This window comes from Nocardioides sp. N13(2025) (genome assembly GCF_051912545.1).
Taxonomy (GTDB): domain Bacteria; phylum Actinomycetota; class Actinomycetes; order Propionibacteriales; family Nocardioidaceae; genus Nocardioides.
In genome coordinates this window covers 2,531,700-2,558,371 of sequence record NZ_CP196809.1, presented here as the reverse complement: position 1 = coordinate 2,558,371, position 26,672 = coordinate 2,531,700, and the positions used below count along the sequence as shown (strand labels likewise).

The window sequence follows — 26,672 nt, the reverse complement described above, 5'->3', positions numbered from 1 at the left end:
ACCGCTGCCTCATCGGCAGGCAGGTCGAGGTCGAGGTCGGGATCGGCCGGCTCGGGGTGCTCGGTGTGTTCGAGGAGGAGCCTGGAGGAGCTCGGCGGGGCGGGCGAGGTAGCCGAACGCGATCGCTCGGAGCGCGTCGGGTCCGGTGTCGGGGTGGGTGGGGGCGAGGATCTCCGCGACCCGGGCGATGGTGGCCTCGACCCAGACCGCGTCGCCGGCCTCGACGCGGGCGATGACGGTGCGCAGGCCGAACTCGTCGGTGCGGCTGGAGGTGACGTAGCGCCGTGCCTTCTCGGCCTCGACGCGCTCGTCGTGCAGGGCGGGGTCGGCCTCGATGATCTTCGCCTCCGCGACGGCCAGCACCCGCCCGCCGGCCTCGTGGGCGATGACCCGGGCGACGGCGGTGTCGACCACCCCGATCCGGTCGGCCGGGAGGTGTCGGGACAGGCCTTGGCGATGCGGCGGGCGATGTAGACCTCGGCCTGCCCGGAGCAGAGCACGGTCCAGGTGCGGGGGAGTCGGTGCTGCAGGTCGAGCACGTCGGCCAGCGCGTTGTGGGTCGCGGTGACCCCGGTGCCGCGGGCCAGGGCGATCTCGCCGAGGCAGAAGTCCTGCACGCCCGGGGTGCCCTGCCCGCCGGGGTGGACCAGCACGTCACCGATCCGTCGGGCGTGGGCCGCGTCGGGCCCTTCGGTCGGGTCGGTGGAGTGCACGGCCGCCCACTGGGCGAGGACCTCGAGGTCACGGACCTCGGCGAGTCGACGCTCCCGCACCGCGGCGCCCGCCGCGGCCAGCAGGCCGGCTGCGTCGAGGTCGGGGAGGAGGGCGGTGCTCATACGGACAACGCTAGACCACACCACCGACACTCTGACCTGCCCAGACGCATCTGTGGAGAACTATTTTCGAACGTAAGAGCGACCAATGCCGAGGCGTCCTGCGTCAGGCTTCTTGCGGCGCCCCAGCGATCTGGCGAGAGGATGATCCGATGGACGAACGACCACCCCTTCCGCCCTTCACCGCGGAGACCGCTGCCCAGAAGGCACGTGCTGCCGAGGATGCGTGGAACACGTGCGACCCCGAGCGGGTCGCGTTGGCGTACACACCCGACAGCCGATGGCGCAACCGGGACACCTTCGTGCAGGGCCGCGAGGAGATCGTTGCGTTCCTGCAGCAGAAGTGGGTCCGCGAGCTCGACTACCGGCTGATCAAGGAGGTCTGGGCCCACACCGACAACCGGATCGCCGTCCGGTTCGTCTACGAGTCGCACGACGAGGGTGGTCAGTGGTTCCGGTCGCACGGCAATGAGAACTGGGAGTTCGACGAGCACGGGCTGATGAGGCTACGGCACGCCAGCATCAACGACGTCGCGATCAGCGACGCCGACCGGCTGTTCCACTGGGATCGGCCAGGGCCCCGACCCGCGGACCACCCCGGCCTCACCGAGCTCGGTCTCTGAGCTCGGTTCTCCAGCCTGGCGGGGGTGGGACGCTACCTCCATGGACACCCAAGCCCAGCCCGACTGCGTCTTCTGCCGGATCATCGCCGGCGTGGTCGACGGGCACGTCGTGCTCGAGACCGACGACCTGGTGGCCTTCCTGGACGCGAGGCCGGTGTTCAAGGGCCACGTCCTGCTGGTACCGCGGGTCCACGTCGACACGCTCCCCGACCTGCCGGCCGAGCTGCGCGACGCGTTCCTGGCGGCCGCGCAGCAGCTGGCGACAGCCGTCAAGCAGGGCCTCGGCGCGCAGGGCTCCTTCGTGGCGGTCAACAACACGGTGAGCCAGTCGGTGCCGCACCTCCACCTCCACGTCGTGCCGCGCACCAAGGGCGACGGGCTGCGGGGCTTCTTCTGGCCACGCACGAAGTACGCCGACGGCGAGGCGGCGGCGTACGCCGAGAAGCTGCGCGCCGCGCTCGACGGGGCGTAGGAGCAACCAAGCCCGCCCCCGAAGCGTCTCCACTGGCAGACAGGGGGACTCATGACCACTCGCCGGAGCATCTTCTCGGGCCTTGCCACCGCACTGCTCACCACCGGACTCGCAGTCACGCCGCCCGCCGCGGCACAGACGGAGCACCGCGTCACGCCGCCGGTGCCCACGACCGCGACCGTCACCGTCGACCAGCTCGGCGCGGACTCCACGATCGCCGTGGTCACGCGCGGCCGCTTCGAGGAGCGCGACGCGACCGGGTTGGCCCGCTCGCTGGAGGTGATCACGCCCGACGGCGTGCGCCACCCCGTGTACTCCGTGCAGGTCAGGGAGTCGCGGCGGGGCTGGTACCTCGGCGACTTCCTCATCGCCGACTGGCGCCCTGAGATGCACACCGCGCTGCTGCGGGTCTCGCTCGGCCGGGACGGCGACCAGCTCGTGGCGTACGACGTCACCACCGGCGAGACGCACGAGATGCCGGCGCCGAGGCGCGGCAGCACCTTCGCCCTCGCGCCCGACGGCTCCGGGGTGCTGATGACGACCTACGGCACCGAGCACCGCTCCGGCCGGGTCGCGACCGTCACCTGGGACGGCGTACGCACGTCGCTCCCGGCGCGCGGCGACGGGACCGCGCTCACCTCGATCGACGGCACCACCCTCGTCACCGGCGACCGGGACCGGTGGCGGGTCACCGACCTGGCCGCCCGCACCAGCACCGTCGTCGACACGCCCGGCTCCTGCATTCCCCGCCGGTGGTCCGACGCCGACTCGGTCGTGGCGACCTGCGGCACGCGCCGCGGCTCGCAGCTGCGCCTGGTCGACCTCGACGGGACCTCGTCGCCGCTGGGGATCCGCCACTCCCTCAGGCCGCGCGACGGGGTCTTCGACGACGGTGACGTGCGCGTCGTGCAGGGACGCTCGTGGTTCGAGTCCTACGACGGCTGCGGCGGCGCCTTCCTCACCCGGCAGACGGCTGCGGGCAAGGTCCGCAGGGTGCCGGTGCCCGGCCTCGAGGGACCGCTGACCCTGGTCGCTACCCGGGGCGACGACCTGGTGCTCACCCACGAGAAGCCCGAGTGCGACTCCACCCGGCAGCGGGCGGCGCTGACGCTGTTCGACCCCGTCGCGCGGGTCGAGACGGTCCTGACCCGGCTGGGTCGTGACGAGGCCTGGCGCGAGGCGCTCGCCGCGACCGAGGTGCGGTCCTGGATCTGGTGAGCGTCAGCGGTGACCGCTGAGCCGGTCGGCCCCGGCGGGCGCCGGCACGTCGAGGGCCGCCCGGAAGGTCCACGGCTCCGCGCGCCGTCGCAACGGGTTGCCCGTCGCCCTCGCGGCCAGCACGAAGGCCGCCGCACCGACTCCGAAGCCCGCGACGACGTCGACGTAGAAGTGCCACCCCAGGTAGATGGTGGCCACGCACGTCAGCGCCAGGAACGTCCAGCTCGCCACCCGGATCGTCAGCGGCAGCCGCATGGCGGTCACGGTGAGGCAGATGGTCATCATCACGGCCACGTGCAGGGACGCGAAGGCCGCGATCGTCTGCACGGCACTGGTGTCCCACGGTCCCGAGAGGACCTTGATGCGGTCCGAGAGCAGCAGGTCGCGCACCGCGCTGTTGGGGGTGCGCGGCAGGGAGGAGAACCACTCGGGGGAGGAGTAGGTGGGGCCCAACGACGGGACGATGTAGTAGAGGATCACACCCAGGCACCAGTCGACGGAGACCGCGGTGACGTACCACGCGCCGTACGACGACCGGCGCGTCCACACCAGCGCGATCGCCAGGCTCGCGGGCACCAGGCCGATCCAGATCAGGTAGACCGCGGCCATCGCCCAGTTGGCCCACGTCGTGCCGAGCACGTCGTGCAGCAGGACGGCCGGGTCGTGGCCGAGCCACAGGATCCGGTCCAGCTTGGCGAGCTCGCCGTCGGCGATGCGGTCGGTGACGAAGGGGACGTAGCTCTTGAGGTTGCGGAAGGCGACATAGGCGACGTACCAGGTGACGAGCCCGCTGACGGTGAACCAGATCTGCTCGCGGTTCCACCGCTCGACCAGCACCGACCGGAGGGCCGTACGCCCGGCCCAGCCGCCGGCGCGGACCAGCACCGCCCAGCGGGCGAGGATGTCGAGCGCGACCGCCGACGCGACGATCACCGGCAGCCGGAACCACGTCGGCAGCGACGCCCCGTCGGGGTCGCGGAGCGGCAGGTGCTGCGTCCACGCGACCAGGGCAGCGGCCATGGCCATCCCGACCGCCACGACCGCGGCGGCCCTGAAATCCCTCCGGCCCATCCCCCCACCGTATCCAGCCTGACGGCTGGGTAGCCTGCGAGGCGCAGATCCTTCACCGATTTTCACTTCGAGCGCCAGGAGTTCCCATGGGCCGTTTCGACCGCCGTGTCGCCGTCATCACCGGAGCAGCCCGAGGCATCGGGTTCGGCATCGCCCAGCGCTTCGCCGCCGAGGGTGCCTCGATCGCGATCCTCGACCTCGACGAGTCCGCCGCCCAGGACGCGGCCGGTCGTCTCGAGCTCACCGAGGGTGCGAAGGCCGTCGGCATCGGCTGCGACGTCGTGGACTCGGCCGCGGCGGAGGCTGCCGTGCAGCGCGTGGTCGACGAGCTGGGCGGGATCCACATCCTCGTCAACAACGCCGGCGTCACCCGCGACAACCTGCTCTTCAAGATGACCGAGGACGACTGGGACGTCGTGATGGGCGTGCACCTCAAGGGCGTCTTCAACATGACCAAGGCCGCGCAGTCGCGGTTCGTGGAGCAGAAGTACGGCAAGATCCTCAACCTCTCCAGCGTCTCCGCGCTGGGCAACCGCGGCCAGGCCAACTACTCCGCGGCGAAGATGGGGATCCAGGGCCTCACCCGCACGCTCGGCATCGAGCTCGGCCCCTTCGGCATCACCGCCAACGCGATCGCCCCGGGGTTCATCGTCACCGAGATGACCGACGCCACCGCGCGCCGGCTCAAGATGGAGCCCGAGGAGCTGCAGCGCGTCAACGCCGAGGCGACCCCCGTACGCCGCGTCGGCCAGCCCGAGGACATCGCCGCCGCGGCTGCGTTCCTCTGCAGCGACGATGCGTCCTTCATCACAGGCCAGACGCTCTACGTCGACGGTGGGCGCAAGCTCGGCTGAGACCGACATCACGGCCCTGACCTGCAGTGATGCAGTGTCAGTGCCGTCCTGCATTTGCGAGCGCCGCCGTCGTCTGCCACGGTGGTGGGCGGTCGATGCACCCACAGGACGGCTCGGGCCCGCCTGCTGGCGCCGACCGATTCGTGTACGAAACACCGTCCCGGACTACGCCGAGTCCTGCCCGGCCGGGACGTCCCCCGAGATCGTTCGAGGGCAGGAGTGGGGGACCCACAGGTTCCACTGCCGGCTCGTGCCTCCCGCACATGCCGGCTCGGGGTGAAGCCACCGCACGGTGGCGGGGCACTTTCCAGCCCTAATCCGACAGCTCACCTCACAGGCGTGGGAAAGGAACAACCATGCCTGCGATTTCTCGCACGGCGCGAGCCTGCGCGCTCGCGCTCGCCGGACTGGGCGTCACCGCGTCGACGATGACAGTCCTCCCGGCCTCCGCCGCCTCCGGTGACGGTGACACCCAGCAGACCACCACGACGACCTCCAAGACCCAGGCCCGCACCGCGGCCAGGCGGGTCAGCAACCGGGTCGTCAGCGCCAAGGACACCGCCATGCGCCAGCGCGGCGACGCCTACGCCTACGGCGGTGCCGGTCCGGAGCGCTTCGACTGCTCGGGCCTCATCTTCTACAGCTACCGGCGCGCCGGCTTCGACGTCCCGCGCACGTCAGGTGCCCAGGCCGGCTTCGCCCGCCGGATCGGCAAGAAGGCGATGCGCCCCGGCGACCTGATGTTCTTCTACGGCAGCGGCGGCGTCTACCACGCCGCGATCTTCCTCAAGTGGTCGCACGGCCACGCCGTGATGGTCCACTCGCCCGGATCGGGCGAGAGCGTCCAGGTCGCCGTGCCGTGGACGTCGCGCTGGTTCGGCGGCACCCTGCGCCGGTAGCTACCCTGTGGCGCGCCTTCCTCCATCGAGGAAGGCGCGCCCTCACACTGCAAGGCAGTGCCAGACCCCCCGCTGGATCGGAGCTCCCCCGTGCGTCACCGTCTTCACCCGTCCTCGTCCAAGGCAGTCGTCGCCACGCTCGTCGCGGCCTCGCTGCTCCTCGCCGGTTGTGGCGGCGGGGACGACGAGGAGGCTCCCAGCGAGTCCGCGCCGTCCGAGCCGACCTCCTCGGAGACGAGCGAGCCGCCGGAGCCGGCGTACTGGCCGCTCACCGGTCTCGAGCGCACGGGCGACGCACCCCGGCACCCGGTGATCGTCACCAAGGTCGACAACACCTCCTCCAGCGCCCCGCAGGTGGGCCTCGGCTCCGCTGACCTCGTCGTCGAGGAGCTCGTCGAGGGTGGCTACACCCGGCTCGCGGCCTTCTACTACTCCAAGGTCCCGGCCGACATCGGACCCGTGCGCTCCATGCGAGCCAGCGACATCAGCATCGTGCCCGAGGGCGCCACCGTGGTGACCAGCGGCGCGGCACAGATCACCATCAAGCGGATCAACGGCGCCGGCATCCCGTGGGTGACCGAGGGCGACGCCGGCGTCTACCGCGAGACCTCCCGCTCGGCGCCCTACAACCTGTTCGCCCGGCTGTCCCAGATCTCCAAGGGACTCGAGGCCGAGGAGGAGCCGCCGGCCTACCTGCCGTGGGGCACCGAGGCCGACCTGCCCAAGGGCGCCAAGGCGCGCACCCTCACCGCCGACTTCGGCGCGCACTCCACCTCCTGGCAGTACCAGGGCGGCGGCTACGTCAACACCGACTCGTACGCCGCGGAGGGCGACCAGTTCCCGGCCGACTCCGTGCTGGTGCTGCGGGTCAAGGTCGGCGACGCCGGCTACCGCGACCCCGCCGGCTACCCGGTGCCCGAGACCAAGTTCGAGGGCAAGGGCGCCGCGATGCTGTTCCACGGCGGACGGGTCGTCAAGGGCACCTGGACCAAGGACGGCCTGACCGGCGACATCGAGCTGGCCACCAAGGGCGGCGAGCTCACCGTGCCTGCCGGCCACGTGTGGGTGGAGCTCGTCCCGGCGGTCAACGGCAACCTCACGTACTCCAAGTAGCGGCGGCGCCGCTCTCCAGCAGCTGCTGGAGGCCGGCCATGATGACGCCGATAGCGGTCTCCACGCGGGCCGCCGCGGCCGCGGGGTCCTCGCTCACCGCGACGGCGCCCCCGGCCGCGGACATCGCCCCGAAGAAGATGCGGGTGAAGGTGTCGAGCATGTCCTCGTCCAGGTCCCGGTCGTCGGCGGTCAGCACCGCGCGCACGATCTCGTCGACGATGGCGTAGGTCGACCGCTCCTCCTGCTCGCGGAAGCGCTCGTGGCCCAGCACGGAGGGTCCGTCGGAGATGACGATCTGGCGGTAGGCCGGCTCCTGCACCGCGGTGAGGAAGGCGCGCAGGCCGGCCTGGGCCTTCTCCCAGGGGTCGCGGTGACCCTCGGCCGCCTGGGTGATGCCCGCCGTCGCGCGTGACTCGACGCGCTCGAAGGCGGCCTCGAAGATCGCCTGCTTGCCGCTGAAGTGGTGGTAGAGCGCACCCTTCGTGACCTCGGCGCCGGCGACGATCGCGTCGAGCGAGGTGGCGGTGTAGCCGTTCTCGGTGAAGAGCCGCTCCGCCACGTCGACGAGCGCACGCTTGGTGGAGGCCGAGTAGCGCTGGCGCCGGTTCATCATCCGGGCAGCCTAGTGACCGGGTCGTGGGACGGCGGGCCATTGCTGTGGGGCGAGTCACCCGCCCGGTCCTTGGGTACGCCGGTCGCGCTGGGCATACTGAGGGTACGTACCGTCGGTATGTAACCGAAGGAGACCGCCATGACCTGGACGACCCACCACCGTCGCGCAGACGTCCTCCGCGAGGTGATCCGCACCGCGGACGAGCGGCTCGACGGCCGCCTCCCGCTCGACGTCGACGGCGTCGCCGACACCTTCGGCGACGAGCTCACCCTGCTCGGCGCCCTGCAGCTGCGCTGGCACACCCGCCTCGCCGGCCACGTCGAGCGCACGCTGGCAGACCAGCCGCTCGACCTCGAGGGCGCCGTCGCCCTCGCCTGGCTCGACGCCGCCGAGGACATGCCCGGCACCCGGGCGATCATCGACCACCACGTCGCCCGCCCGACCAGCCCGGAGATGGCCCGCGCCGTCGCGATCGCGACGGGCAAGGAGCACGAGATGCTCGCCCTGATGGCCGGGCGCGCCAGCGCACCGGGGGAGGCAGCCGCCCGCGTCGGCCGCAGCATCGAGGCCGCCGCGCGGACGTCGTACGTCCCGGGCGCCGTGCGACGCACCACGGCGACCCCGTCGCTCGTCCAGCGGCTCAAGGCCGTACTGGCTGCCTGAGCGCCGGGCAGGAAGTTGCCGGTCTCCCGTCGGGGTGGTGTGCCGGCGAGCCGCCATCGGCCATAGTGGAAGGCATGCAGCTGGCTTCGGGGATGCTGCTGGTGGCGACGCCGGCACTGCAGGATCCCAACTTCGTCGACACCGTCGTGCTGCTGCTCGACGTGACGGAGGAGGGAGCGCTCGGGGTGGTGCTCAACCGACCGTCCCAGGTCCTCGTGGCCGACGTCCTCGAGCCGTGGCGCGACGTGGTGGGTGAGCCCGAGGTCCTCTTCCGGGGCGGCCCGGTCGGCACCGACGGGGCGCTGGCCGTGGGCCGGCTCCGTGACCCCCTGGACACCCCCGTGGGCTGGCGGCCGGTGGCGGGACTGATCGGCATGGTCGACCTCGACACCCCCACCGAGCTGGTCGACGGCTCGCTCAGCGCGATGCGGGTCTTCGCCGGCTACGCAGGCTGGGGGGCCGGGCAGCTCGACGGCGAGGTGGAGCGCCAGGACTGGTACGTCGTCACCAGCCAGGCCGACGACCCGTTCCGCGACGACCCCGAGGGCCTGCGCCGCGACGTGATGCGACGCCAGCCGGGCATGCTCGCCTGGCACGTCAACCGCCCCGTCGACCCCGACCTGAACTGAGATCCACGTTAGGCTTGAGCATCATGAGCACCATCGGATTCTCGCCCGGCACCCAGACGATCGAAGAGCGTCAGACGGTCCCGACCGACGAGGGTGACCACGAGCGGTTCTCGCACTACGTCCCCAAGGACAAGCTCACCGAGGCGATGGTCATGGGGACCCCCGTGATCGCCCTCTGCGGCAAGGTGTGGGTGCCCTCGCGTGCTCCGGAGAAGTTCCCGGTCTGCCCCGAGTGCAAGGAGATCTGGGAGTCCATGAAGCCCGGCGGCGACGGTTCCGGATCCGACGGCTCGGGCCCCGAGGCGTGACGGGGCGCCCCGAAGCGCCGCTGCCTCCCGCATGGCCCGACCGGGCCGCGTGGGGCACCGCGCCCTCCCTCCGTGCCTGGCAGCAGGCCGCGATGGACCTCTACCAGTCGCGCCAGCCGCAGGACTTCCTCGCGGTGGCGACCCCCGGCGCCGGCAAGACGACCTTCGCGCTGACCGTCGCGGCCGACCTGCTCAGCCGCCGGATCGTCGACCGGATCACCGTCGTCGCGCCCACCGAGCACCTCAAGACCCAGTGGGCCGAGGCCGCCGCGCGTGCCGGGATCCCGATCGACCCGGCCTACTCCGCCGGCAAGGGCCGAACCTCCGACGACTACGTCGGCATCGCCGTGACCTACGCGGGCGTCGCGGTCAACCCGCTCGCGATGCGCATCCGCACCGAGCGCTTCAAGACGCTGGTCATCCTCGACGAGATCCACCACGCGGGTGACGCCCTGTCGTGGGGCGAGGGTGTCCGCGAGGCCTTCGACCCCGCCGCCCGCCGCCTGTCCCTGACCGGCACCCCCTTCCGCTCCGACATCAACCCGATCCCGTTCGTGCGCTACGCGCCGGGCGACGACGGCATCCCGACCTCCGTGGCCGACTTCACCTACGGCTACGCCCACGCGCTCTCCGACCACGTCGTGCGTCCCGTGCTCTTCATGGCCTACTCCGGCGAGATGCAGTGGCGCACCCGGGCCGGTGACGAGATCGTCGCCCGCCTGGGGGAGCCGCTCACCAAGGACATGCACGCCCACGCGCTGCGCACCGCCCTCGACCCCAAGGGGTCGTGGATGCCGGCGGTCCTGGAGGCGGCCGACAAGCGCCTCTCGGAGGTACGCCGCCACGTGCCCGACGCCGGCGGGATGGTCATCGCCAGCGACCAGGAGACCGCGCGCGCCTATGCGGGCCTGCTGAAGAAGATCACCGGCGAGTCACCGACCGTCGTGCTCTCCGACGAGAAGGGCGCGTCGAAGAAGATCGCGACCTTCACCGAGTCGGACAAGCGCTGGCTGGTCGCCGTCCGGATGGTCTCCGAGGGCGTCGACGTGCCGCGCCTGGCGGTCGGGGTGTGGGCGACGACCACCTCGACGCCGCTCTTCTTCGCCCAGGCCGTGGGTCGCTTCGTGCGCGCGCGCTCGCGCGGCGAGACCGCGTCGGTGTTCCTTCCCTCGGTGCCGCACCTGCTCGAGTTCGCCTCCGACATGGAGGCGCAGCGCGACCACGTGCTGGGCCGCCGGGTCACCGACGAGGACGACATCTTCGCCGCCGAGAACGACCTGCTCGCCCAGGCCAACGCCGACGAGGGAGCCTCCGACGAGCTCGAGATGTCGTGGGAGGCGCTGGGCTCCACCGCGTCCTTCGACCACGTCCTCTACGAGGGCGCCCAGTTCGGGCACTCCGGCGAGGTGCTCGCCGGGTCGGAGGAGGAGATGGACTTCCTCGGCATCCCCGGCCTGCTCGAGCCGGACCAGGTGCGCGAGCTGCTGCACTCGCGGCAGAGCGAGCGCGCCCGCCGGCAGAAGAGCGAGGGCCGCGAGGACCGGGTGGTCGACTCCGTCGAGCAGCTCAGCACCCACCAGCAGCTCGGCGTGCTGCGCCGTGAGCTCAACGGCCTGGTCGCCGCGTGGCACCACCGGACGGGGCAGGCCCACGGCATCACGCACTCCGCGCTGCGCAAGGAGTGCGGGGGCCCGCCGGCCGCGGTCGCCAACGCCGACCAGCTCGGCGAGCGGATCAACCGGATCCGCGAGTGGGCGATGCGCCAGTCGTCCTGACCCCGTTCCTGCCATGCTGGGGCCCATGGCCTCGGAGACCTCGCAGACGCTCGACCGCGGGCTGCGGGTGCTGCGCGTGCTGGCGGAGAGCCCCGAGGGCCTCACCATCACCGAGCTGTCCACCCGCCTGCAGGTCAACCGGACGGTCGTCTACCGGCTGATCAGCACCCTGGAGCAGCACGGCCTCGTCCGCCGCGACGCCCGCTCCCGGCTCTTCGTCGGCCTCGGGGTGCTCCACCTCGCCAGCGCCGTCCAGCCGCTGCTGCGCGACCTGGCCATGCCGGTGCTGCGCTCGCTCGCCGAGTCGATCGGCTCGACCGCGCACCTCACGGTCGCCGACGGCGACGAGGCCCTGGCGCTCGCCGTCGTGGAGCCGACGTGGACCGACTTCCACGTCGCCTACCGCGTCGGCGCCCGGCACCCGCTCTCGCAGGGGGCCGCGGGCAAGGCCATCGGCCTGCTCGACGGGACGGATCCGGCGTACGCCGTCACGAGCGGCGAGCTCCAGGCCGGGGCCCGCGGCCTGGCCGCCCCGGTCCGGGGCGTCGAGGGGCTGCGCGCGAGCGTCGGCGTGGTGACGCTGGAGGACACGATCGACGAGGCCGTCGTCGCGCCCCGGGTGATCGCCGCGGCCCAGGAGGTGGCGGACCGGCTGCGCTGACCCGAGGATCCCCACAATGGGGGATGACGCGCCTCTGCGTGCCGGGGCTCACTGAGGTCCAGACCACTGTCCCAGGAGCCACCATGACGATCTCCCTCGGCCCCTTCGGCCGGCTCGCGGTCACCGCCCTCGCGACGGCCGCGCTCCTCGCGCCGACCCTGCCCGCCCACGCGATCGTCGGCGGCGCACCCGACGCGGGGGAGCACCCCTACGTCGGCCAGCTGCTGTTCTACGTCCCGGACGCGGTCGACTCGCGATTCGAGGACCCGGGCTCGTGGTTCAACTGCTCGGGGACCCTGGTCGACGCCGACACGGTCGTGACAGCCGGGCACTGCACGTACGCGGTGGGGACGGACGGCAAGGTCCCGGCCGACCCGCTCCACGGCGGCAACGACGTCTGGTTCTCGGTGGCGGCGGCGCCCGACTACTCCATCCTCCAGCCGAGCTCGACCTTCGCGCCCAAGCGCAACGCAGCCCGCTACGCGCAGTGGTCGGCCGCCCTCGACAAGAGCGCCTCCTGGCACCAGGCGAAGGCAACGTTCACCCATCCGGAGTTCGTCGACGCGGCGTTCCTCCTGCACGACCTGGGCGTCGTCGAGCTCAGCGAGCCGATCGTCCTGCCCGAGTACGGCACGCTGCCCGAGCAGGACTACCTCGACCGCTACGCGGGTCGGGAGAAGCAGCGGGGGCTCTTCGAGTCCGTCGGCTACGGCCTGGAGGACAGCGGTCCCAAGACCGCGGTCGGCGGCGACACCCGACGCAAGGCCGACCGGAGGCTGGTCAGCCTCAAGGGCGCCTACGGCCTCCGCGACATCGCGGTGATGTTCTCCCACAGCGGCAACGGGACGACCGGCGGGACGTGCTTCGGCGACTCCGGCGGCCCGACGTTCGACATCACGACGCCCCAGGTCGCCGACGACAACATCATCGTCGCGGTCACGTCGTTCGGGCTGAACTACAACTGCAACGCCAGCGGCAGCTATCGCATCGACCAGCCTGACGACCTCGACTTCCTCGCAGACCCCGCGGGGGCCTACTGAGGCCGACCCGGGTCAGGCCCGGTCGACGGGCTTGATCCCGGGTCCCGGCCGGGTGGCGACGTCGCGCCGCCCGGTCACCTCGTGGCCGGCACGGCAGCGCAGGACGACGTCGACCTCCGCGCCACAGCCGACGTGCTCGAACTCGACGGGCGAGCCCTCCGGGTCGGCGAGGTAGCGGTCGCCCCAGGCCCGGACCGCGACCAGGACGGGGTAGAGGTCGAAGCCCTTGTCGGTCGGGCGGTACTCGTGGCGCTCGCGCTGCCCGGGCTCGCGGTAGGGCTCACGCCGCAGGATCCCCGCCTCGACCAGGAGGGCGAGCCGGTTGGTCAGCACCTGCCGGGGGATGCCCGAGTGGCGGCGCATGTCGTCGAAGCGACGCACGCCGTTGAAGACCTCGCGCAGCACCACCATGGTCCAGCGCTCACCGAGCACCTCCATGGTCCGGCCGACGGTGCAGTTGTCGGTGGACCACTGCAGGGCGGCGGGGGCGGGGGTGGCCGTCATCCCCCCAGCCTAGGTCTCGTTGACAGACTCAGCAAGGAGGTGAGACTCTGGGTCCATGACGCAGACCCAGCCGCAGTCCGAGTTCGAGACCGAGAGCCGCACCTTCTCCTGGGTCACGCCCGGGCAGGCCGACCTCACCCGTCTGCTCGAGCTCGACGGCCTCCAGCAGCTGGAGGCGATGCGCGACGGCGAGCTGCCGCACCCGCCGATCATGGACACCCTCGGCTTCACCGACCTGCGACCCGAGCCCGGTCGCGTGGTCGTCGAGATGCCGGCGGCCGAGTTCCACTACAACCCGCTCGGCGGGGTGCACGGCGGCGTGATCTCCACGCTGCTCGACACCGCGGCCGCCTGCGCCGTGCACACCACGCTGGCGGTCGGGGAGCTCTACACCTCCGTCGACCTGACGGTGAAGTTCCTCCGCCCCGTCACGGTCGACTCCGGGCTGCTGAGCTGCGAGGGCACCGTCATCTCGCGCGGACGTCGTACGGCACTCGCGCAGGCGCAGCTGACCGATGGCGCCGGCCGGCTGGTGGCGCACGCCACGTCGACCTGCCTCATCATGCGCGCCGGCGACTGACCTCCGCCTCCACGGCCGCCGCGACGAGCGGCACCACCCGGTGCGGGATTTGCGTGGCCAGCGCGATCACCGTCGTCGAGCGGTCGATGCCGGGATCGGTGAGCACCAGGTCGATGACCCGCTGGAGGTCGGCGTTGGAGCGCGCGACGACGCGCGCCCACATGTCGCCGACTCCGGTGATCGTGTAGGCCTCGATCACCTCGGGGATGCCCGCGAGGTGCGCGGCGACGGCGTCGTGACCGGCCCCCTGCCTGATCTCCAGGGTGAGGAACGCGGTCACCGGGTAGCCGATCGCCTCCGGGGAGAGGTCCGGTCCCCAGCCGGTGATCACGCCCGACGCTGACAGCTTGTCGAGGCGGGCCTGGACGGTGCCGCGGGCGATGCCGAGGCGTCGGCTGGCCTCCAGGACGCCCAGCCGGGGCTCGCGAGCGAAGAGGTCGATCATTCTGCTGTCGATCTCGTCCATCCTGCCGCCCTCGTCTGTACAGATTGCTCAGCGTTTCGTCGTACTGTTGCACACCTTGCCGGGTGTTGGCAGGGTTCGCCGCATGACGACTGACATCGCCTCGACCGGTGGCGCCCTGACCGTGGACGAGATGAAGGCCGACCTGTCCCTCGAGCAGCTCCAGCAGCTCGTCGGGCTCGTGGAGTACGACGCCGAGTCCGACCCGTTCCCCGTGACCGGCTGGGACGCGATCTGCTTCGTCGTCGGCAACGCCACGCAGGCCGCCCACTACTACGCCTCGGCGTGGGGCATGGACCTCATCGCCTACTCCGGCCCGGAGAACGGCAACCGCGACCACAAGTCCTACGTCCTCAAGTCCGGCTCCATCAAGTTCGTCCTCAGCGGCGCCGTCTCGCCCGACAGCGACCTGATCGCCCACCACGCCAAGCACGGCGACGGTGTCGTCGACATCGCGCTCGAGGTCCCGGACGTCGACCAGTGCATCGCCCAGGCCGTCAAGGCGGGCGCCACCGTGCTGCGTCACCCCGAGGTCGTCAGCGACGAGCACGGCTCGGTGCGGATCGCCGCCATCGCGACCTACGGCGAGACCCGCCACACGCTGGTGCAGCGCCACAACGCCAACGGGGACGGCGAGACCTACGCCGGCCCCTACCTCCCCGGCTACGTGGCCGTCGAGCCGCGCTGGGAGAAGAAGGCCGACCAGCCCAAGCGCCTGTTCCAGGCCCTCGACCACATCGTCGGCAACGTCGAGCTCGGCAAGATGGACGAGTGGGTCACCTTCTACAACAAGGTGATGGGCTTCGTGAACATGGCCGAGTTCATCGGTGACGACATCGCCACCGACTACTCCGCGCTGATGTCGAAGGTCGTCGCCAACGGCAACCACCGCGTGAAGTTCCCGCTCAACGAGCCGGCGATCGCGAAGAAGAAGTCGCAGATCGACGAGTACCTCGAGTTCTACAACGGCCCCGGCGCCCAGCACCTCGCGCTCGCGACCGGCGACATCCTCGCCAGCGTCGACGCCCTGCGTTCGAACGGCGTCGAGTTCCTCAACACGCCCGACTCCTACTACGAGGACCCCGAGCTGCGCGCCCGCATCGGCGAGGTGCGGGTGCCGATCGAGGAGCTGCAGAAGCGCGGCATCCTCGTCGACCGCGACGAGGACGGCTACCTGCTGCAGATCTTCACCAAGCCGCTCGGCGACCGGCCCACCGTCTTCTTCGAGCTCATCGAGCGCCACGGCTCCCTCGGCTTCGGCAAGGGCAACTTCAAGGCGCTCTTCGAGGCCATCGAGCGCGAGCAGGACGCCCGCGGCAATTTGTAGTCTGCACCCATGATGATCCGCCCGGCCGAGCTCACCGCGATCAAGGCCGGCACCATCGACCTGGCGTTCCGCCGGTGGGCGAAGCCGCGGGTCGTGGTCGGTACCCGGATGCGCACCGGCGTCGGGCTCATCGAGGTCACGTCGCTCGAGCAGGTGAGCGTGGCGAGCCTCCGTGCCGAGGACGCCAGGCGGGCCGGGGCGCCGTCGCTGGCTGCGCTCAAGCAGGCCCTCGCTGCCCGGCCGGGCGACCCGGCCTGGCGGATCGGGGTGGCGTACGCCGGACCGGACCCGCGCGAGGCCCTCCGCGCCGCGGTGCCGGACGCCGAGGAGATCGCTGCCATCAACGCCCGGCTGCACCGCCTGGACGCGGCGTCGGCACACGGCGCGTGGACCCGGGAGACGCTCGACCTGATCGACCTCAACCCGACCGTGCGCGCGCCTGACCTGGCCGCGCGGGTCGGGCGCGAGACGGCCGACTTCAAGAAGGACGTCCGCAAGCTCAAGGAGCTCGGCCTGACCGAGTCGCTGGCGATCGGCTACCTGCTGTCACCGCGCGGCGAGGCGGTGGTCGACGCCGGACTCGCCGAGCCCCGGGTCCGGGCGCCCCGCGGGGTGGGCACGCCGCTGCCGCGCGGCATCGGCGCGCCGGCGACCCGTGCCCTCCGAGAGGTCGGCGTGAGCACGCTCGAGCAGGTGACGTCGTACTCCGCTGCGCAGCTCGCCGCGATGCACGGGGTCGGGCCGATCGCGATCAGCCGCCTGCGCGACGCGCTCGCCGAGCAGGGCCTCGCCCTCGCCGACGAGTAGTCAGTGGGCGAGCAGCCCCACGCCGAGCGTGCCCATCACGACGGCGATCGCGGAGTCGAGGACCCGCCACGCGTTCGGCCGGGCGAAGAGCCCGCGCAGCAGGCGCGCGCCGAAGCCGAGCCCGAAGAACCACAGCAGGCTCGCGACCAGGGTGCCGGACAGGAACCACCAGCGGTCGGCGCCGAAGCTGTTGGCCACCGTGCCGAGCATGAGGACGGCGTCGAGGTAGAAGTGCGGGTTGAGCCAGGTCAGCGCGAGCGTCAGCAGGACGGCGCGGCCCGGCGTCAGGACAGCCCCCTCGCCGGCCTCGAGCCGGCTGGGACGCCAGGCCCGCATGGCCGCGTGGATGCCGAACGCGATCAGGTAGAGCCCGCCGAGCACCTGCGCGACCGGGAGGACCGCCGGCCACCGCTCGAGGACCACTCCCAGCCCGGCGACGCCGGCGGTGATCGCCACGACGTCGGAGAGCAGGCACGTCAGCACGATGGGCAGCACGTGCTCGCCGCGGATCCCCTGGCGCAGGAGGAAGGCGTTCTGCGCGCCGACGGCGATGATGAGGGCGAGTCCGGTGAGAACACCGGTGAGAGCAACCTGGAACATGACAACAACGGTAGATCGGGCGGTGGCGTCAATCCAGCGAACTATTTGCAGGAATCATTAGGATGTCTAAGTATGAAAGACATCACTCAGCTCGACCCTGTGGCGCTGCGCACACTCGCCGTCGCGATCCGGCTCGGCACCTTCGAGGCAGCGGCCCGCGAGCTGCACGTCACGCCCTCGGCGGTGAGCCAGCGCATCAAGGCCCTGGAGACCCGGATCGGGCGCGTGCTGCTCCACAGGGTCAAGCCGCTGGAGCCGACCGAGGCGGGTCTGGTGCTGGTGCGGCTGGCCACCCAGACCGAGCTGCTGGAGCGCGAGGCCGTCGCCGAGCTGGTCGAGGAGGCCGACGGCGACGGGACGTCGTACACCTCGCTGCCCATCGCGGTGAACGCCGACGCCCTCTACGGCTGGTTCGTCGACGCGCTGGCCGAGGTGCAGTCGCGGCACCGCGTCGTCTTCGAGGTGGTCCGCGAGGACCACACGCGCACCGCCGAGCGGCTGCGGCGCGGGGAGGTGATGGCCGCGATCACCGGCGAGCCCAGGCCGGTGCCCGGCTGCCGCGTCGTACGCCTGGGCCGGCTGCGCTACGTCGCGGTCGCCACGCGCTCGTTCCACGCCACCCACTTCGCCGACGGGGTCGGGTCGACCACGTTCGCCGAGGCGCCGATCGTCGCCTTCGACCGGAGCGACTCCCTCCAGCACGACTTCATCCGCCGGGTGACCCGGCGCCACCTGGCCCCGCCGGTGACCTACCTGCCGTCGGTCCGCGAGTTCGACCGCGCGATCCGGGTCGGCATGGGCTGGGGGCTGCTGCCCGAGTCGGACGTGGTCGACGAGATCGGGCGGGGTGAGCTGGTCGAGCTGGTGCCGGGGCGCCGCCCCGAGGTGGCGCTGTTCTGGCAGCACTGGCGGCTGGGGTCCTCGACCGTCGCCGACCTCACCGACGCCGTGGTGGACGCGGCCCGCCGCTGGATGGCCTCCTGACGAGATCTTCGATTCCTCTGACAGGTTCCTGAGGGAGACCTAGGCTGCCGGGCGGGATCGAGCACGGTGCTCATCACGCACGGAAACGGGGACACCCTGTGACACGTCGACGGCGCAACGCATCGACGGCCGCGGCCGTCGCCGCCGGTCTGCTCCTCACCCTGAGCGCCTGCGGCGGCTCGGGTCAGGCGGCCGCCGGCAAGACCGGGGACGTGGTGATGGAGGGTGAGCAGCTCGACAACGTCACCGCCCAGGTCAACAAGATGGGCATCGTCGAGTGGCACGGCCAGCTCCTGACGAAGAACCCGGACAACGGCGGCAAGCGCATCTTCGACCTCGACGGCCGCTTCAGCCCCTCCACGGGCTACAGCGAGATCTCCATGGACTCCGCGATCGACGGCAACGTCCAGCAGGTCGACTACCTCGTCGTCAACGGGCGCACCTACTTCAACAGCGAGACCTGGGGCCCCAACGCCGCCAGCTGCTGGGTCGACATCACCGACGACCAGCAGCGCAGCTGGGCGCTGCCGACCGACCTCGACCCGACCTGGCCGGTCACCTCGGCCCGCGCGATCCGGCTCGCCGGTGACGGCGTCGCCGTCGGCATCCCGGCCAAGGACGTCATCACGGGCATGCCCCGCGGGCTCTTCCCGAAGGTGCCGGCCGCCCTCGACGGCATCGAGGCCGGCGGCGTCATCACCCCGCACGGCCACCTCGTCGAGGTCAGCGTCGACGTCCTCAACATGTGGAACGACGTGCCGGAGGACGAGCTGGCGAACATCGCCACCCGCAAGGCCGGGTGGTGGGCGATGACCATGAAGGAGTCGCAGGACGGCTCCAACATCGTCCCGCCGCAGCACGTCTTCGACCCGGCGGTCACGCCGCCGAGCCAGTGCAAGCGGGCCTGAGCCGCTCCCGCCTCGCCTAGAGCACCTTCGAGAGGAACGACTGCGTCCTCTCGTGACGGGGGTCGGCGAGGACCTCGCGGGGGTCACCCTCCTCGACGATCACGCCACCGTCCATGAAGACCAGGTTGTCGCCGACCTCGCGGGCGAACCCCATCTCGTGGGTGACGACCATCATCGTCATGCCCTCGGAGGCCAGGTCCTTCATGACCGCCAGCACGTCGCCGACCAGCTCGGGGTCGAGCGCCGAGGTGGGCTCGTCGAAGAGCATCATGTCGGGGTTCATCGACAGGGCGCGGGCGATCGCGACGCGCTGGGACTGACCGCCCGAGAGGTGCGCGGGGTAGGCCGACTCCTTCTCGGCCAGCCCGACCTTGGCGAGCGTGGACCGGGCGATCTGGACCGCCTCGTCCTTCTTGCGGCCCTTCACCTTCTCCTGCGCGATGGTGAGGTTGCGCAGCACCGTCATGTGCGGGAAGAGGTTGAACTGCTGGAAGACCATCCCGATGCGCGCGCGCAGCTTGTCGACGTCGGCGTCGGGGTCGGTGATCTCCTCGCCCTCGACGAAGATCTTGCCGCTCGTCGGGGTCTCGAGCATGTTGACGCAGCGCAGCAGGGTGGACTTGCCGGAGCCCGAGGGCCCGATGACGCAGACGACCTGTCCGTGGCCGACGTGGAAGTCGATGCCCTTGAGCACCTCGTTGTCGCCGAAGTACTTGTGGAGGTCCTGGACGTCGATCGCCGCCGTGGTGCGGTCGGTGGGAACAGTGGTCATCAGCGGGCCCTCTCCGCGCGGGCTTCCATGCGTCGTACGACGATCGACAGCGGCACCGTGATCAGCAGGTAGCAGAGGCCGATCACGATGATCGGGGTCAGGTTGGCGGCGGTGTTCATGCCTTCGCGGCCGAACTTGGTGAGCTCGTAGTCCTCGAGCGCCAGGCCGAGGATGTAGACCAGCGAGGAGTCCTTGGTGAGCAGGATCAGCTCGTTGGTGAGCGGCGGCAGGATGATCCGGAACGCCTGCGGGATCACCACGCTGACCATGGCCCGGCTGTGGGACATGCCCAGCGACCGCGCGGCCTCCATCTGGCCCTTCGGCACCGCCTGGATGCCGGCCCGGATGGTCTCGGCCATGTAGGCGCCGCCGACCAGGCCGAGCGCCAGGGTGACGATGCCGAGGTTGCCGAAGGGGATCTCGCGGTCGGGGAAGGCCAGGCTGAAGCCGACTCCGAGGGCGATGAAGACGACCAGGGCCGGCAGCCCGCGGAAGAGCTCGATGATGCCGGTGGCGATCCACCGGTACGGCCCCACGCTCGACAGGCGCATGAGGGCCAGGCCGAGGCCCAGCACCAGGCCGAACGTGAAGCCGCACGCGGTGTAGATGATCGTGTTCTTCAGGCCGATCGTCAGGACCCGCGGGAACTGCTCCTTGACGAGGTCCCAGTTGAAGAACGCCCGCCGCAGCTCGCCCCAGTCGGCCACGAAGGCGACGATGAGCAGGACCAGGACGAGGACGGCGTACTGGACGTAGCGCAGCCTCTGGGCACGCTGGCGGGGACTCGCCATGGGCTCAGCTCACCTTCTTCGCATCGGGGGCAGCAGGCAGGGTGGGACCGGTCGTCACTCGGGCGCGGAGCCGAACCACTTCTCGTAGACGGTGTCGTAGTCGTCGCTGGCGATCGCGTCGTTGATCACGGACAGCAGCTCGTCGTTGCCGCCCTTCTTCACCGAGAAGCCGTAGCTCTCGCCGGTCTGGAACTCGGTGACCACCTCGACGTCGTCGTTCTGGCTGACGAAGTAGTTGAGCAGGCCGTTGTCGTTGACGCCCGCGTCGGCCTTGCCGGTCTTGACCGCCTGCTGCATGAGGGCGGAGTCCTCGAAGGTGACGATCTTGGCGTCCTTGGGCGCGTTCTCCTTGACGTAGTCGGCACCGGTCGTCGCGTCCTGCACGGCGATGGTCTTGCCGGCAAGGTCCTCGAGCGACGTGATGCCCGAGCCCGTCTTCGTCATGAGCGCCTGGGTGGCCTCGAAGTAGGGGTCGGTGAAGTCCATGACCGCCTCGCGCTCGTCGGTGATCGTCATCGCGCCGGCTGCGACGTCGCACTGGCCGGTGTTGAGGGCCTCGCCGGACACGATGGTCTCCCACGAGATGTCGACGACCTTGGTGTCCCAGCCCTCGGCGTCCGCCGCGATCTTCAGCACGTCGGGGTCGAAGCCCACGACCTCGCCGCCCTCGGTGAACTCGAAGGGCTCGTAGGGGAGGTGCGTGCAGATCGTCAGGGTGCCGCCCTCGACGAGCTTCACGCCCGACTCGGTGGTCGTCGAGGTGTCGTCCTTCGCGCAGCCCGCAGCGAGGAGGGACAGGGCGAGGACGCTGATTCCAGTGGCAAGGGCTCGAGTCTTCATGGACGTCACCCTAGACCCGACCCCGCCCCCAGCCCGACAGGCATACTCCCGGGGTGCCCACCTACGTCGCCTTCCTGCGCGCCATCAACCTCGGCGCGAAGCGCAAGTTCCCCAAGGATGCCATCAAGGCCGCGACCGTGGCCGCCGGCGGGTCAGACGTGGAGACCTACATCAACACCGGCAACGTGCGCCTGACCCACCCGTCCCGCTCGGTCGCCAGGGTCCAGCGGGCGCTGGAGGAGGCGTACGCCGCCGAGGCGGGGTTCGAGGTCCCGACGGTCGTGTTCACCACCGCCGACCTCGCCGCGCTCACCGAGCGGGCCGAGGAGCTGCACGCCGAGCACGACCCGGCGGGGCAGCACTACGTGACCCTCTACGCGACCGCCCCCACGGCCGAGGCGGTCCGCGCGGCCCACGCCCTCGAGCACGACGGCGAGGCCGTGGTCGTCGACGGCCGCGCGGCCTACGTCCTCCTCGACGGCAACATCCACAGCTCGCGGCTGCTGTCGTCCAAGGAGTTCGCGGCCCTCGGTCAGGGCACCGCCCGCACCGTCAAGGTGCTGCGGACCGTCACCGAGAAGTGGTGCTGACCCCCGGTCCGGCTACGCGATCTCGACGCCCGCACCGGTCATCTCGGTGATGGCCGAGGCCGTGGTGTCCTGCGCGACCCCGGCGCAGAGCGCGGTGAGCACCCGGGTGTCGAAACCCTCGCGGGCGCTGTCGAGCGCCGTCGCGCGCACGCAGTGGTCGGTCGCGATCCCGCACACGTCCACCTCCGAGACCTGACGGGCGCGCAGCCAGTCCGCGAGCGGCTCGCCGGAGGCCGTACGTCCCTCGAAGCCCGAGTAGGCCGCCTCGTGCTCGCCCTTGTAGAACACCTCGTCGAAGGGCTGCGGGTCGAGGTTGGGGTGGAAGCCCGCGCCCTCCGTGCCGACCTTGCAGTGCACCGGCCACGACTTCTCGAGGTCGGGCTTGAGCGACCAGTGGTCGCCGGGGTCGACGTGGTGGTCCTTGGTCGCGACGACGACGTCGTAGGACGGTGCGTCGTCCGCCTTGGCGGACCAGCGGTGCAGCAGCTCGCCGATGTCCGCGGCCACCCGGGCACCCCCTGCCACCGCGAGGGACCCGCCCTCGCAGAAGTCGTTCTGGACGTCCACCACGATCAGAGCCCGGGCCATGGACTTCAGGCTAGTCCAGGTGCACCGTGGGGATCACCGCTTCCCCGGCCGACATCATCGTGATGGTCCGCGGCAGCTCGGCCAGCGAGCTGCGGTGCCGGGTGCGCGCCTCGTCGAGGGTGGTCCGGCCCACGACCTCGCCGTCGCGCACCAGCGGCACGAGCAGCGGCCGGTCGTCACCGTCGTCCTCGGGCGGCTCCCCGATGCCGATCACCTCGGCCTGGGCGGTGCCGCCGGGGGAGCGGCGGCGCAGGGCGTACTTCCGCCCGCCGATCGACGCCTTGTCCTTCGAGGCCTTGGCGACCGAGACCATCTCGCCGTCCTCGCCCTCCCGGGCGACCAGCTTGTAGACGAAGCCGCACGTCGGGTGCCCCGACCCCGTGACGAGCTGGGTCCCGACCCCGTAGGCGTCGACCGGAGCAGCGGCGAGCGCGGCGATGGCGTGCTCGTCGAGGTCGCTGGTCACCACGATCCGCGTCCCGGTCGCTCCCAGCGCGTCGAGCTGCTCGCGGACCTCGCGCGCGGTCTCCGCGAGGTCGCCGGAGTCGAGGCGCACGGCGCCGAGGCCGGTGCCGGCCACCTCGATCGCGAGGCGCACGGCCTCCCTGACGTCGTAGGTGTCGACCAGGAGGGTCGTGCCGACGCCGAGGGTCTGCACCTGGGCGCGGAAGGCGTCGGCCTCGTCGTCGTGGAGCAGCGTGAAGGAGTGCGCCGCGGTCCCGGCCGAGGGGACGCCGTACGTCGCCCGCGCGGCCAGGTTGCTCGTGGCGTCGAAGCCCGCGACGTACGCCGCTCGCGCCGCGGCCACCGCCGCCTGCTCGTGGGTGCGGCGGGAGCCCATCTCGATGCAGGGGCGCGCGCCCGCGGCGAGCGTCATCCGCGAGGCGGCCGAGGCGATGGCCGAGTCGTGGTTGTAGATGGAGAGCAGCACGGTCTCGAGCAGGACGGCCTCGGCGAAGGTGCCCTCCACGACGAGCAGCGGCGAGTAGGGGAAGTAGGCCTCGCCCTCGGCGTAGCCCCACATGTCGCCGGAGAAGCGGTAGGAGGCGAGCCACGCGAGCATGTCGGGGTCGACCACGCCCTCCAGGGAGGCGATGGCGGCGGGGTCGAAGCGGAAGGCCTCGAGGGCGTCGAGCGCCCTGCCGACTCCCGCGACGACGCCGTAGCGGCGACCCGCCGGCAGGCGACGCGGGAACAGCTCGAACACCGCCCGTCGGTCCGCCGTGCCGGCCTGCCTCGCGGCCTGCACCATGGTGAGCTCGTAGTGGTCGGTCAGGAGAGCCGTTGGGCCTGTCACGACCCGTACTGTGCCACGATGGAGCCGTGTCAGCCGCCAGTCCCGTAGAGGTCGAGCCGACCCTCACCCCCGACGAGATCACCTTCCTGGCCAAGCCGTGGGTGACGTTGGTCTGGGACGACCCGGTGAACCTGATGTCCTACGTCGCCTACGTCTTCCAGAAGTACTTCGGCTACGACAAGGCCAAGGCCGAGAAGCTGATGCTCGAGGTGCACACCGAGGGCAAGTCGGTCGTCTCGACCGGCACCCGCGAGGAGATGGAGCGCGACGTCCAGGCCATGCACGAGTACGGACTGTGGGCGACGATGGAGAAGGCTTCCTGAGGTGAGCGGGTTCGAGCACCACCGCAAGTCCGACCGGGTCATCGCGACGTTCACCGGCTTCGAGGCCGACCTCCTGAGGTCGCTGGCCTCGCAGATGGTCGAGCTGCTCCGCAACGAGCGGGCCGAGCCCGCCGCGCCGACGGCCGACGCGTTCGAGGCACTGATGTCGGAGTTCTCCGGGGCCACGACGCCGCCCGAGGACCCGGTGCTGGCACGGCTCTTCCCGACGGCCTACGTCGACGACGACGAGGCCGCGTCCGACTTCCGCCGCTTCACCGAGGGCGGGCTGCGCGACGGCAAGGCGGCCGCCGCGGGGATGGTCATCGACACCCTGGAGGACGCCGGCCTGCCGCCCGAGCTGACCGAGGACGGGCTCGTCATCGACGTCGAGCTGACCCGGTCCGAGGCCGAGACGTGGATGCGGGCGTTCACCGACGTACGCCTCGCCCTCGCCACGCGGCTCGGCGTCGAGGCGGGCGACGAGGACTACTGGCACTCGTTGCCCGACGAGGACCCGCGCGCCCAGGCGCACGACATCTACGAGTGGGTGGGCTACCTCCAGGAGACCCTGGTCGAGGCGCTCACCTCGTGAGCGACGCATGAGCCCGGTCCCCGACTTCGTCGTGGCGATCCGGGAGAAGATCGGCAGCGACCACCCGCTCTGGCTGCCCGGCGTCACCGCAGTGATCCGTCGCGCCGACGAGGTGCTGCTCGTCAGGCGCTCCGACAACGGGCGCTGGACGCCGGTCACGGGCATCGTGGACCCCGGCGAGGAGCCCGCCGTGGCCGCCGCCCGGGAGGCGCTCGAGGAGACGGGCGTCCGGGTCCGTGTGGACCGGCTCGCCTCGACGTCGGTCCACGCGGAGGTCGTGCACGCCAACGGGGACCGCGCCGCCTACCTCGACCTCACCTTCGCCTGCACGTGGCTCGAGGGTGAGGCCCACGTGGCCGAAGACGAGTCGGTCGACGTGCGCTGGTGGCCGCTCGACGACCTCCCGCCGATGGCCGAGACGATGCTGCGGCGCATCGAGGCCGCGGCGAGCGGTGAGCGGGAGGCACGGTTCGTCGCCCCGCCGGGCCAGCACGAGTCGGAGCCGGCACCGGTGCTGTCACCCGAGGCGCCGGTCCTGGGCGTCGACTCATGCCCCGGCGGCTGGGTCGGCGTGGTGCTCGACACCACTCGTCGTGCGTCGGTCTTCGTCGCCGCGGACATCGCCGGGCTGGTGGCGCTGGTGCGGGAGACGCAGCCCGTCTCCGTGGTGGCGGTCGACATACCGATGGGGCTGCCCGACAGCACTGGGCGGCTCGCCGACGCCGAGGCCCGCAAGCAGCTGGTGGGCAAGTCGTCCTCGCTGTTCTCCACACCGGTCCGCGCCGCACTCGAGGCGGAGTCGTACGCCGCCGCGCGCGAGGCCAACCTCGCCGCCACCGGGGGGCGCACCAGCGTCAGCGCGCAGGCCTACGCCCTGCGCGAGAAGGTCCTGCAGGTCGACGCCTGGGTGCGCTCGGGACCCGGTGTCGAGGTCGTCGAGGTGCACCCCGAGCTGAGCTTCGCCCGCCTGGCCGGTGCGCCGGTCCTGGCGAGCAAGAAGGACCCCGGCGGCGTGCGCGCCCGCCGTGACGCGCTCGCCGCGCACGGCATCGTGGCGCCGCCGTGGTTTCGCGGCGCCGGCTTCGGGGAGGACGACCTGCTCGACGCCTGCGCGGCCGCGTGGTCCGCCGTACGCCACTCGCTCGGGGCCTCCGAGTCCTTCCCGGCGACCCCGGAGGTCTTCTCCGACGGGATCCCCGCCGCGATCTGGGTGTGACGCCCGGCGGGTGTCACCCGAGCCCGGCCAGGATCGCGGCGACGCGGGCTGCCGTCAGGTCCTCGCGTGCGGGCGCGTGCCTGGCGCGAAGGCCGTGCACGAGGGCGAGGGCCAGGTCCACGTCGCGATCGAGGTGCTCGACCCCGTCATCACCCGGGCCGCCAAGGACAGCGCGGACGATGTCACGCTCCCGCTCCTCGACTTCCGCCACGGCCGAGCCGACCGCCTCATCCCACCGTCCGGCCTCGACGATGCTGAGCCAGATGCCGTCGTACACCTCCTCGAGCCACGACTGCGGGAGGAGCGCGCCGACGAGATCCGACAGCAGCACGCATCGCTGCGACCGAAGGGAACCATGCCGCGATGGCTTGGGGTGTCACGTTGGCTGCGTGCGCCACGTTGCGCAGCGTGAGCGCGGGCCATCCGCCTTCTGCCACGATCGGGATGGCGAGGTCGGTCGCCAGCTCGGCCCTCGCCGTGGTTCCTCGGGAGAACATCGGGCCCCAGCGCGGGATGTAGCGCAGCTCGTCGGCCGGGTCGGTCACGTCGGTCATGTCGGGCAGCACACCAGATCGAGCGGGTCACGTGCGCTCCTCGTCCACAGGCCCTGCGGCCTCGCCCGCGGGTTGACTTGAGATCAACTCAACTCGCGAAAGGGTGCTGTGGTCAGCCCGAGTGCGTGAGCACGAGCCCGGCGAGCACCATCTCCTGTCGACGT

General features: G+C 71.4%; 33 protein-coding genes, 1 pseudogene and 1 riboswitch. Of the genes and pseudogenes, 22 read left to right on the top strand and 12 right to left on the bottom strand.

Going from position 1 to position 26,672, the window contains the following annotated elements; all coding sequences use genetic code 11:
• Window positions 1-9: 9 nt before the first annotated feature.
• Window positions 10-414, bottom strand: a complete 405-nt coding sequence (locus ACS3YM_RS12455) for a hypothetical protein (protein WP_439936745.1) — start codon at window positions 412-414, stop codon at window positions 10-12.
• 571 nt (window positions 415-985) lie between these two features.
• On the opposite strand from ACS3YM_RS12455, the gene ACS3YM_RS12450 reads away from it, so the two are divergent.
• Genes ACS3YM_RS12450 through ACS3YM_RS12440 form a run of 3 tightly spaced genes read left to right on the top strand, consistent with a single transcriptional unit; the run spans window position 986 to window position 3,146 of the window.
• Window positions 986-1,456, top strand: a complete 471-nt coding sequence (locus ACS3YM_RS12450) for a nuclear transport factor 2 family protein (RefSeq protein WP_439936744.1) — start codon at window positions 986-988, stop codon at window positions 1,454-1,456.
• 40 nt (window positions 1,457-1,496) lie between these two features.
• Window positions 1,497-1,928 (top strand): HIT family protein, encoded by a 432-nt coding sequence (locus tag ACS3YM_RS12445; protein WP_439936743.1) that lies wholly within the window; start codon window positions 1,497-1,499, stop codon window positions 1,926-1,928.
• A gap of 51 nt (window positions 1,929-1,979) precedes the next feature.
• Entirely contained in the window at window positions 1,980-3,146 is a 1,167-nt protein-coding gene (locus tag ACS3YM_RS12440; protein WP_439936742.1) for a hypothetical protein, read from the top strand.
• A 3-nt stretch (window positions 3,147-3,149) separates the two neighbouring features.
• Here the strand turns inward: ACS3YM_RS12440 and ACS3YM_RS12435 are convergent, their stop codons facing one another.
• The gene (locus ACS3YM_RS12435; RefSeq protein WP_439936741.1) at window positions 3,150-4,217 is read right to left on the bottom strand and encodes a phosphatase PAP2 family protein; all 1,068 of its coding nucleotides are present in this window, start codon (window positions 4,215-4,217) and stop codon (window positions 3,150-3,152) included.
• A gap of 86 nt (window positions 4,218-4,303) precedes the next feature.
• Here ACS3YM_RS12435 and ACS3YM_RS12430 point away from each other — a divergent pair, with 86 nt between their 5' ends.
• The 3 genes from ACS3YM_RS12430 to ACS3YM_RS12420 all read left to right on the top strand — a co-directional run bounded on the left by ACS3YM_RS12430 (window position 4,304) and on the right by ACS3YM_RS12420 (window position 7,083).
• Window positions 4,304-5,071: an SDR family NAD(P)-dependent oxidoreductase gene (locus ACS3YM_RS12430; RefSeq protein ID WP_439936740.1), complete on the top strand. Its 768-nt coding sequence runs from the start codon at window positions 4,304-4,306 to the stop codon at window positions 5,069-5,071.
• 158 nt (window positions 5,072-5,229) lie between these two features.
• Window positions 5,230-5,426: riboswitch (cyclic di-AMP (ydaO/yuaA leader) on the top strand.
• Window position 5,427: 1 nt separating this feature from the next.
• Complete coding sequence (locus ACS3YM_RS12425) at window positions 5,428-5,970, top strand: C40 family peptidase (RefSeq protein WP_439936739.1); 543 nt, start codon at window positions 5,428-5,430, stop codon at window positions 5,968-5,970.
• 90 nt (window positions 5,971-6,060) lie between these two features.
• The gene (locus ACS3YM_RS12420) at window positions 6,061-7,083 is read left to right on the top strand and encodes a DUF3048 domain-containing protein (RefSeq protein ID WP_439936738.1); all 1,023 of its coding nucleotides are present in this window, start codon (window positions 6,061-6,063) and stop codon (window positions 7,081-7,083) included.
• Here the strand turns inward: ACS3YM_RS12420 and ACS3YM_RS12415 are convergent.
• Window positions 7,067-7,696 (bottom strand): TetR/AcrR family transcriptional regulator, encoded by a 630-nt coding sequence (locus ACS3YM_RS12415; RefSeq protein WP_439936737.1) that lies wholly within the window; start codon window positions 7,694-7,696, stop codon window positions 7,067-7,069. The two genes, ACS3YM_RS12420 and ACS3YM_RS12415, sit on opposite strands and share 17 nt — an antisense overlap.
• Before the next feature lie 138 nt (window positions 7,697-7,834).
• On the opposite strand from ACS3YM_RS12415, the gene ACS3YM_RS12410 reads away from it, so the two are divergent.
• From ACS3YM_RS12410 to ACS3YM_RS12385, 6 genes are all read left to right on the top strand, one after another.
• Window positions 7,835-8,359 (top strand): hypothetical protein, encoded by a 525-nt coding sequence (locus ACS3YM_RS12410; protein ID WP_439936736.1) that lies wholly within the window; start codon window positions 7,835-7,837, stop codon window positions 8,357-8,359.
• Window positions 8,360-8,433: 74 nt separating this feature from the next.
• Window positions 8,434-8,988 (top strand): YqgE/AlgH family protein, encoded by a 555-nt coding sequence (locus tag ACS3YM_RS12405; protein WP_439936735.1) that lies wholly within the window; start codon window positions 8,434-8,436, stop codon window positions 8,986-8,988.
• Window positions 8,989-9,011: 23 nt separating this feature from the next.
• Window positions 9,012-9,296 carry a DUF3039 domain-containing protein gene (locus ACS3YM_RS12400; RefSeq protein ID WP_439936734.1) on the top strand — a complete coding sequence of 95 codons (285 nt, stop codon included), beginning with the start codon at window positions 9,012-9,014 and terminating at the stop codon, window positions 9,294-9,296.
• Window positions 9,297-9,316: 20 nt separating this feature from the next.
• Entirely contained in the window at window positions 9,317-11,071 is a 1,755-nt protein-coding gene (locus tag ACS3YM_RS12395) for a DEAD/DEAH box helicase (protein ID WP_439939885.1), read from the top strand.
• Between the two features lie 25 nt (window positions 11,072-11,096).
• Window positions 11,097-11,732 carry an IclR family transcriptional regulator gene (locus tag ACS3YM_RS12390; protein ID WP_439936733.1) on the top strand — a complete coding sequence of 212 codons (636 nt, stop codon included), beginning with the start codon at window positions 11,097-11,099 and terminating at the stop codon, window positions 11,730-11,732.
• Window positions 11,733-11,815: 83 nt separating this feature from the next.
• Window positions 11,816-12,772: a trypsin-like serine protease gene (locus tag ACS3YM_RS12385; protein WP_439936732.1), complete on the top strand. Its 957-nt coding sequence runs from the start codon at window positions 11,816-11,818 to the stop codon at window positions 12,770-12,772.
• A 12-nt stretch (window positions 12,773-12,784) separates the two neighbouring features.
• Here the strand turns inward: ACS3YM_RS12385 and ACS3YM_RS12380 are convergent, their stop codons facing one another.
• The gene (locus tag ACS3YM_RS12380; RefSeq protein WP_439936731.1) at window positions 12,785-13,276 is read right to left on the bottom strand and encodes a winged helix-turn-helix transcriptional regulator; all 492 of its coding nucleotides are present in this window, start codon (window positions 13,274-13,276) and stop codon (window positions 12,785-12,787) included.
• Window positions 13,277-13,331: 55 nt separating this feature from the next.
• Here ACS3YM_RS12380 and ACS3YM_RS12375 point away from each other — a divergent pair, with 55 nt between their 5' ends.
• A complete protein-coding gene (locus ACS3YM_RS12375) occupies window positions 13,332-13,856 on the top strand; it encodes a PaaI family thioesterase (RefSeq protein ID WP_439936730.1) in 525 nt (174 codons plus the stop codon).
• On the opposite strand, the gene ACS3YM_RS12370 is transcribed toward ACS3YM_RS12375, so the two are convergent.
• Window positions 13,837-14,322 carry an Lrp/AsnC family transcriptional regulator gene (locus ACS3YM_RS12370; RefSeq protein ID WP_439936729.1) on the bottom strand — a complete coding sequence of 162 codons (486 nt, stop codon included), beginning with the start codon at window positions 14,320-14,322 and terminating at the stop codon, window positions 13,837-13,839. The genes ACS3YM_RS12375 and ACS3YM_RS12370 overlap by 20 nt on opposite strands.
• Window positions 14,323-14,404: 82 nt before the next feature.
• On the opposite strand from ACS3YM_RS12370, the gene hppD reads away from it, so the two are divergent.
• Both hppD and ACS3YM_RS12360 read left to right on the top strand, forming a co-directional pair.
• Complete coding sequence (gene hppD, locus ACS3YM_RS12365; RefSeq protein ID WP_439936728.1) at window positions 14,405-15,646, top strand: 4-hydroxyphenylpyruvate dioxygenase; 1,242 nt, start codon at window positions 14,405-14,407, stop codon at window positions 15,644-15,646.
• A 9-nt stretch (window positions 15,647-15,655) separates the two neighbouring features.
• The gene (locus ACS3YM_RS12360) at window positions 15,656-16,453 is read left to right on the top strand and encodes a hypothetical protein (RefSeq protein WP_439936727.1); all 798 of its coding nucleotides are present in this window, start codon (window positions 15,656-15,658) and stop codon (window positions 16,451-16,453) included.
• Here ACS3YM_RS12360 and ACS3YM_RS12355 read toward each other — a convergent pair whose 3' ends face one another.
• Complete coding sequence (locus ACS3YM_RS12355; RefSeq protein WP_439936726.1) at window positions 16,454-17,053, bottom strand: LysE/ArgO family amino acid transporter; 600 nt, start codon at window positions 17,051-17,053, stop codon at window positions 16,454-16,456.
• A gap of 72 nt (window positions 17,054-17,125) precedes the next feature.
• On the opposite strand from ACS3YM_RS12355, the gene ACS3YM_RS12350 reads away from it, so the two are divergent.
• Both ACS3YM_RS12350 and ACS3YM_RS12345 read left to right on the top strand, forming a co-directional pair.
• Window positions 17,126-18,037, top strand: coding sequence for a LysR family transcriptional regulator ArgP (locus tag ACS3YM_RS12350; RefSeq protein ID WP_439936725.1), 912 nt, complete (start codon window positions 17,126-17,128; stop codon window positions 18,035-18,037).
• A 98-nt stretch (window positions 18,038-18,135) separates the two neighbouring features.
• On the top strand, window positions 18,136-18,945 hold the full coding sequence (locus ACS3YM_RS12345) for a hypothetical protein (protein WP_439936724.1): 810 nt from the start codon (window positions 18,136-18,138) through the stop codon (window positions 18,943-18,945).
• Window positions 18,946-18,961: 16 nt separating this feature from the next.
• Here ACS3YM_RS12345 and ACS3YM_RS12340 read toward each other — a convergent pair whose 3' ends face one another.
• From ACS3YM_RS12340 to ACS3YM_RS12330, 3 genes are read right to left on the bottom strand one after another with little or no spacing between them, the layout of a single operon-like run.
• Window positions 18,962-19,717 carry an amino acid ABC transporter ATP-binding protein gene (locus tag ACS3YM_RS12340; RefSeq protein ID WP_439936723.1) on the bottom strand — a complete coding sequence of 252 codons (756 nt, stop codon included), beginning with the start codon at window positions 19,715-19,717 and terminating at the stop codon, window positions 18,962-18,964.
• Window positions 19,717-20,508, bottom strand: coding sequence for an amino acid ABC transporter permease (locus ACS3YM_RS12335; RefSeq protein WP_439936722.1), 792 nt, complete (start codon window positions 20,506-20,508; stop codon window positions 19,717-19,719). The genes ACS3YM_RS12340 and ACS3YM_RS12335 overlap by 1 nt, the downstream gene beginning before the upstream one ends.
• 54 nt (window positions 20,509-20,562) lie before the next feature.
• Complete coding sequence (locus tag ACS3YM_RS12330) at window positions 20,563-21,348, bottom strand: transporter substrate-binding domain-containing protein (protein ID WP_439936721.1); 786 nt, start codon at window positions 21,346-21,348, stop codon at window positions 20,563-20,565.
• A gap of 53 nt (window positions 21,349-21,401) precedes the next feature.
• Between ACS3YM_RS12330 and ACS3YM_RS12325 the strand changes: the two genes are divergently transcribed.
• Window positions 21,402-21,938 carry a DUF1697 domain-containing protein gene (locus tag ACS3YM_RS12325; RefSeq protein WP_439936720.1) on the top strand — a complete coding sequence of 179 codons (537 nt, stop codon included), beginning with the start codon at window positions 21,402-21,404 and terminating at the stop codon, window positions 21,936-21,938.
• Window positions 21,939-21,950: 12 nt separating this feature from the next.
• Here the strand turns inward: ACS3YM_RS12325 and ACS3YM_RS12320 are convergent, their stop codons facing one another.
• Both ACS3YM_RS12320 and ACS3YM_RS12315 read right to left on the bottom strand, forming a co-directional pair.
• On the bottom strand, window positions 21,951-22,526 hold the full coding sequence (locus ACS3YM_RS12320) for an isochorismatase family protein (RefSeq protein WP_439936719.1): 576 nt from the start codon (window positions 22,524-22,526) through the stop codon (window positions 21,951-21,953).
• 10 nt (window positions 22,527-22,536) lie between these two features.
• Entirely contained in the window at window positions 22,537-23,823 is a 1,287-nt protein-coding gene (locus ACS3YM_RS12315; protein WP_439936718.1) for a nicotinate phosphoribosyltransferase, read from the bottom strand.
• 8 nt (window positions 23,824-23,831) lie between these two features.
• On the opposite strand from ACS3YM_RS12315, the gene clpS reads away from it, so the two are divergent.
• The 4 genes and pseudogenes from clpS to ACS3YM_RS12295 all read left to right on the top strand — a co-directional run bounded on the left by clpS (window position 23,832) and on the right by ACS3YM_RS12295 (window position 25,954).
• Window positions 23,832-24,146 carry an ATP-dependent Clp protease adapter ClpS gene (gene clpS / locus ACS3YM_RS12310; protein ID WP_439939884.1) on the top strand — a complete coding sequence of 105 codons (315 nt, stop codon included), beginning with the start codon at window positions 23,832-23,834 and terminating at the stop codon, window positions 24,144-24,146.
• Window position 24,147: 1 nt separating this feature from the next.
• Complete coding sequence (locus ACS3YM_RS12305; protein ID WP_439936717.1) at window positions 24,148-24,738, top strand: DUF2017 domain-containing protein; 591 nt, start codon at window positions 24,148-24,150, stop codon at window positions 24,736-24,738.
• 7 nt (window positions 24,739-24,745) lie between these two features.
• A pseudogene (locus tag ACS3YM_RS12300) lies at window positions 24,746-25,210 on the top strand (NUDIX hydrolase); the annotation flags it as partial.
• Between the two features lie 39 nt (window positions 25,211-25,249).
• Complete coding sequence (locus tag ACS3YM_RS12295) at window positions 25,250-25,954, top strand: DUF429 domain-containing protein (protein ID WP_439939883.1); 705 nt, start codon at window positions 25,250-25,252, stop codon at window positions 25,952-25,954.
• Window positions 25,955-25,967: 13 nt separating this feature from the next.
• On the opposite strand, the gene ACS3YM_RS12290 is transcribed toward ACS3YM_RS12295, so the two are convergent.
• Window positions 25,968-26,285 (bottom strand): hypothetical protein, encoded by a 318-nt coding sequence (locus ACS3YM_RS12290; protein ID WP_439936716.1) that lies wholly within the window; start codon window positions 26,283-26,285, stop codon window positions 25,968-25,970.
• Window positions 26,286-26,672 lie beyond the last annotated feature (387 nt).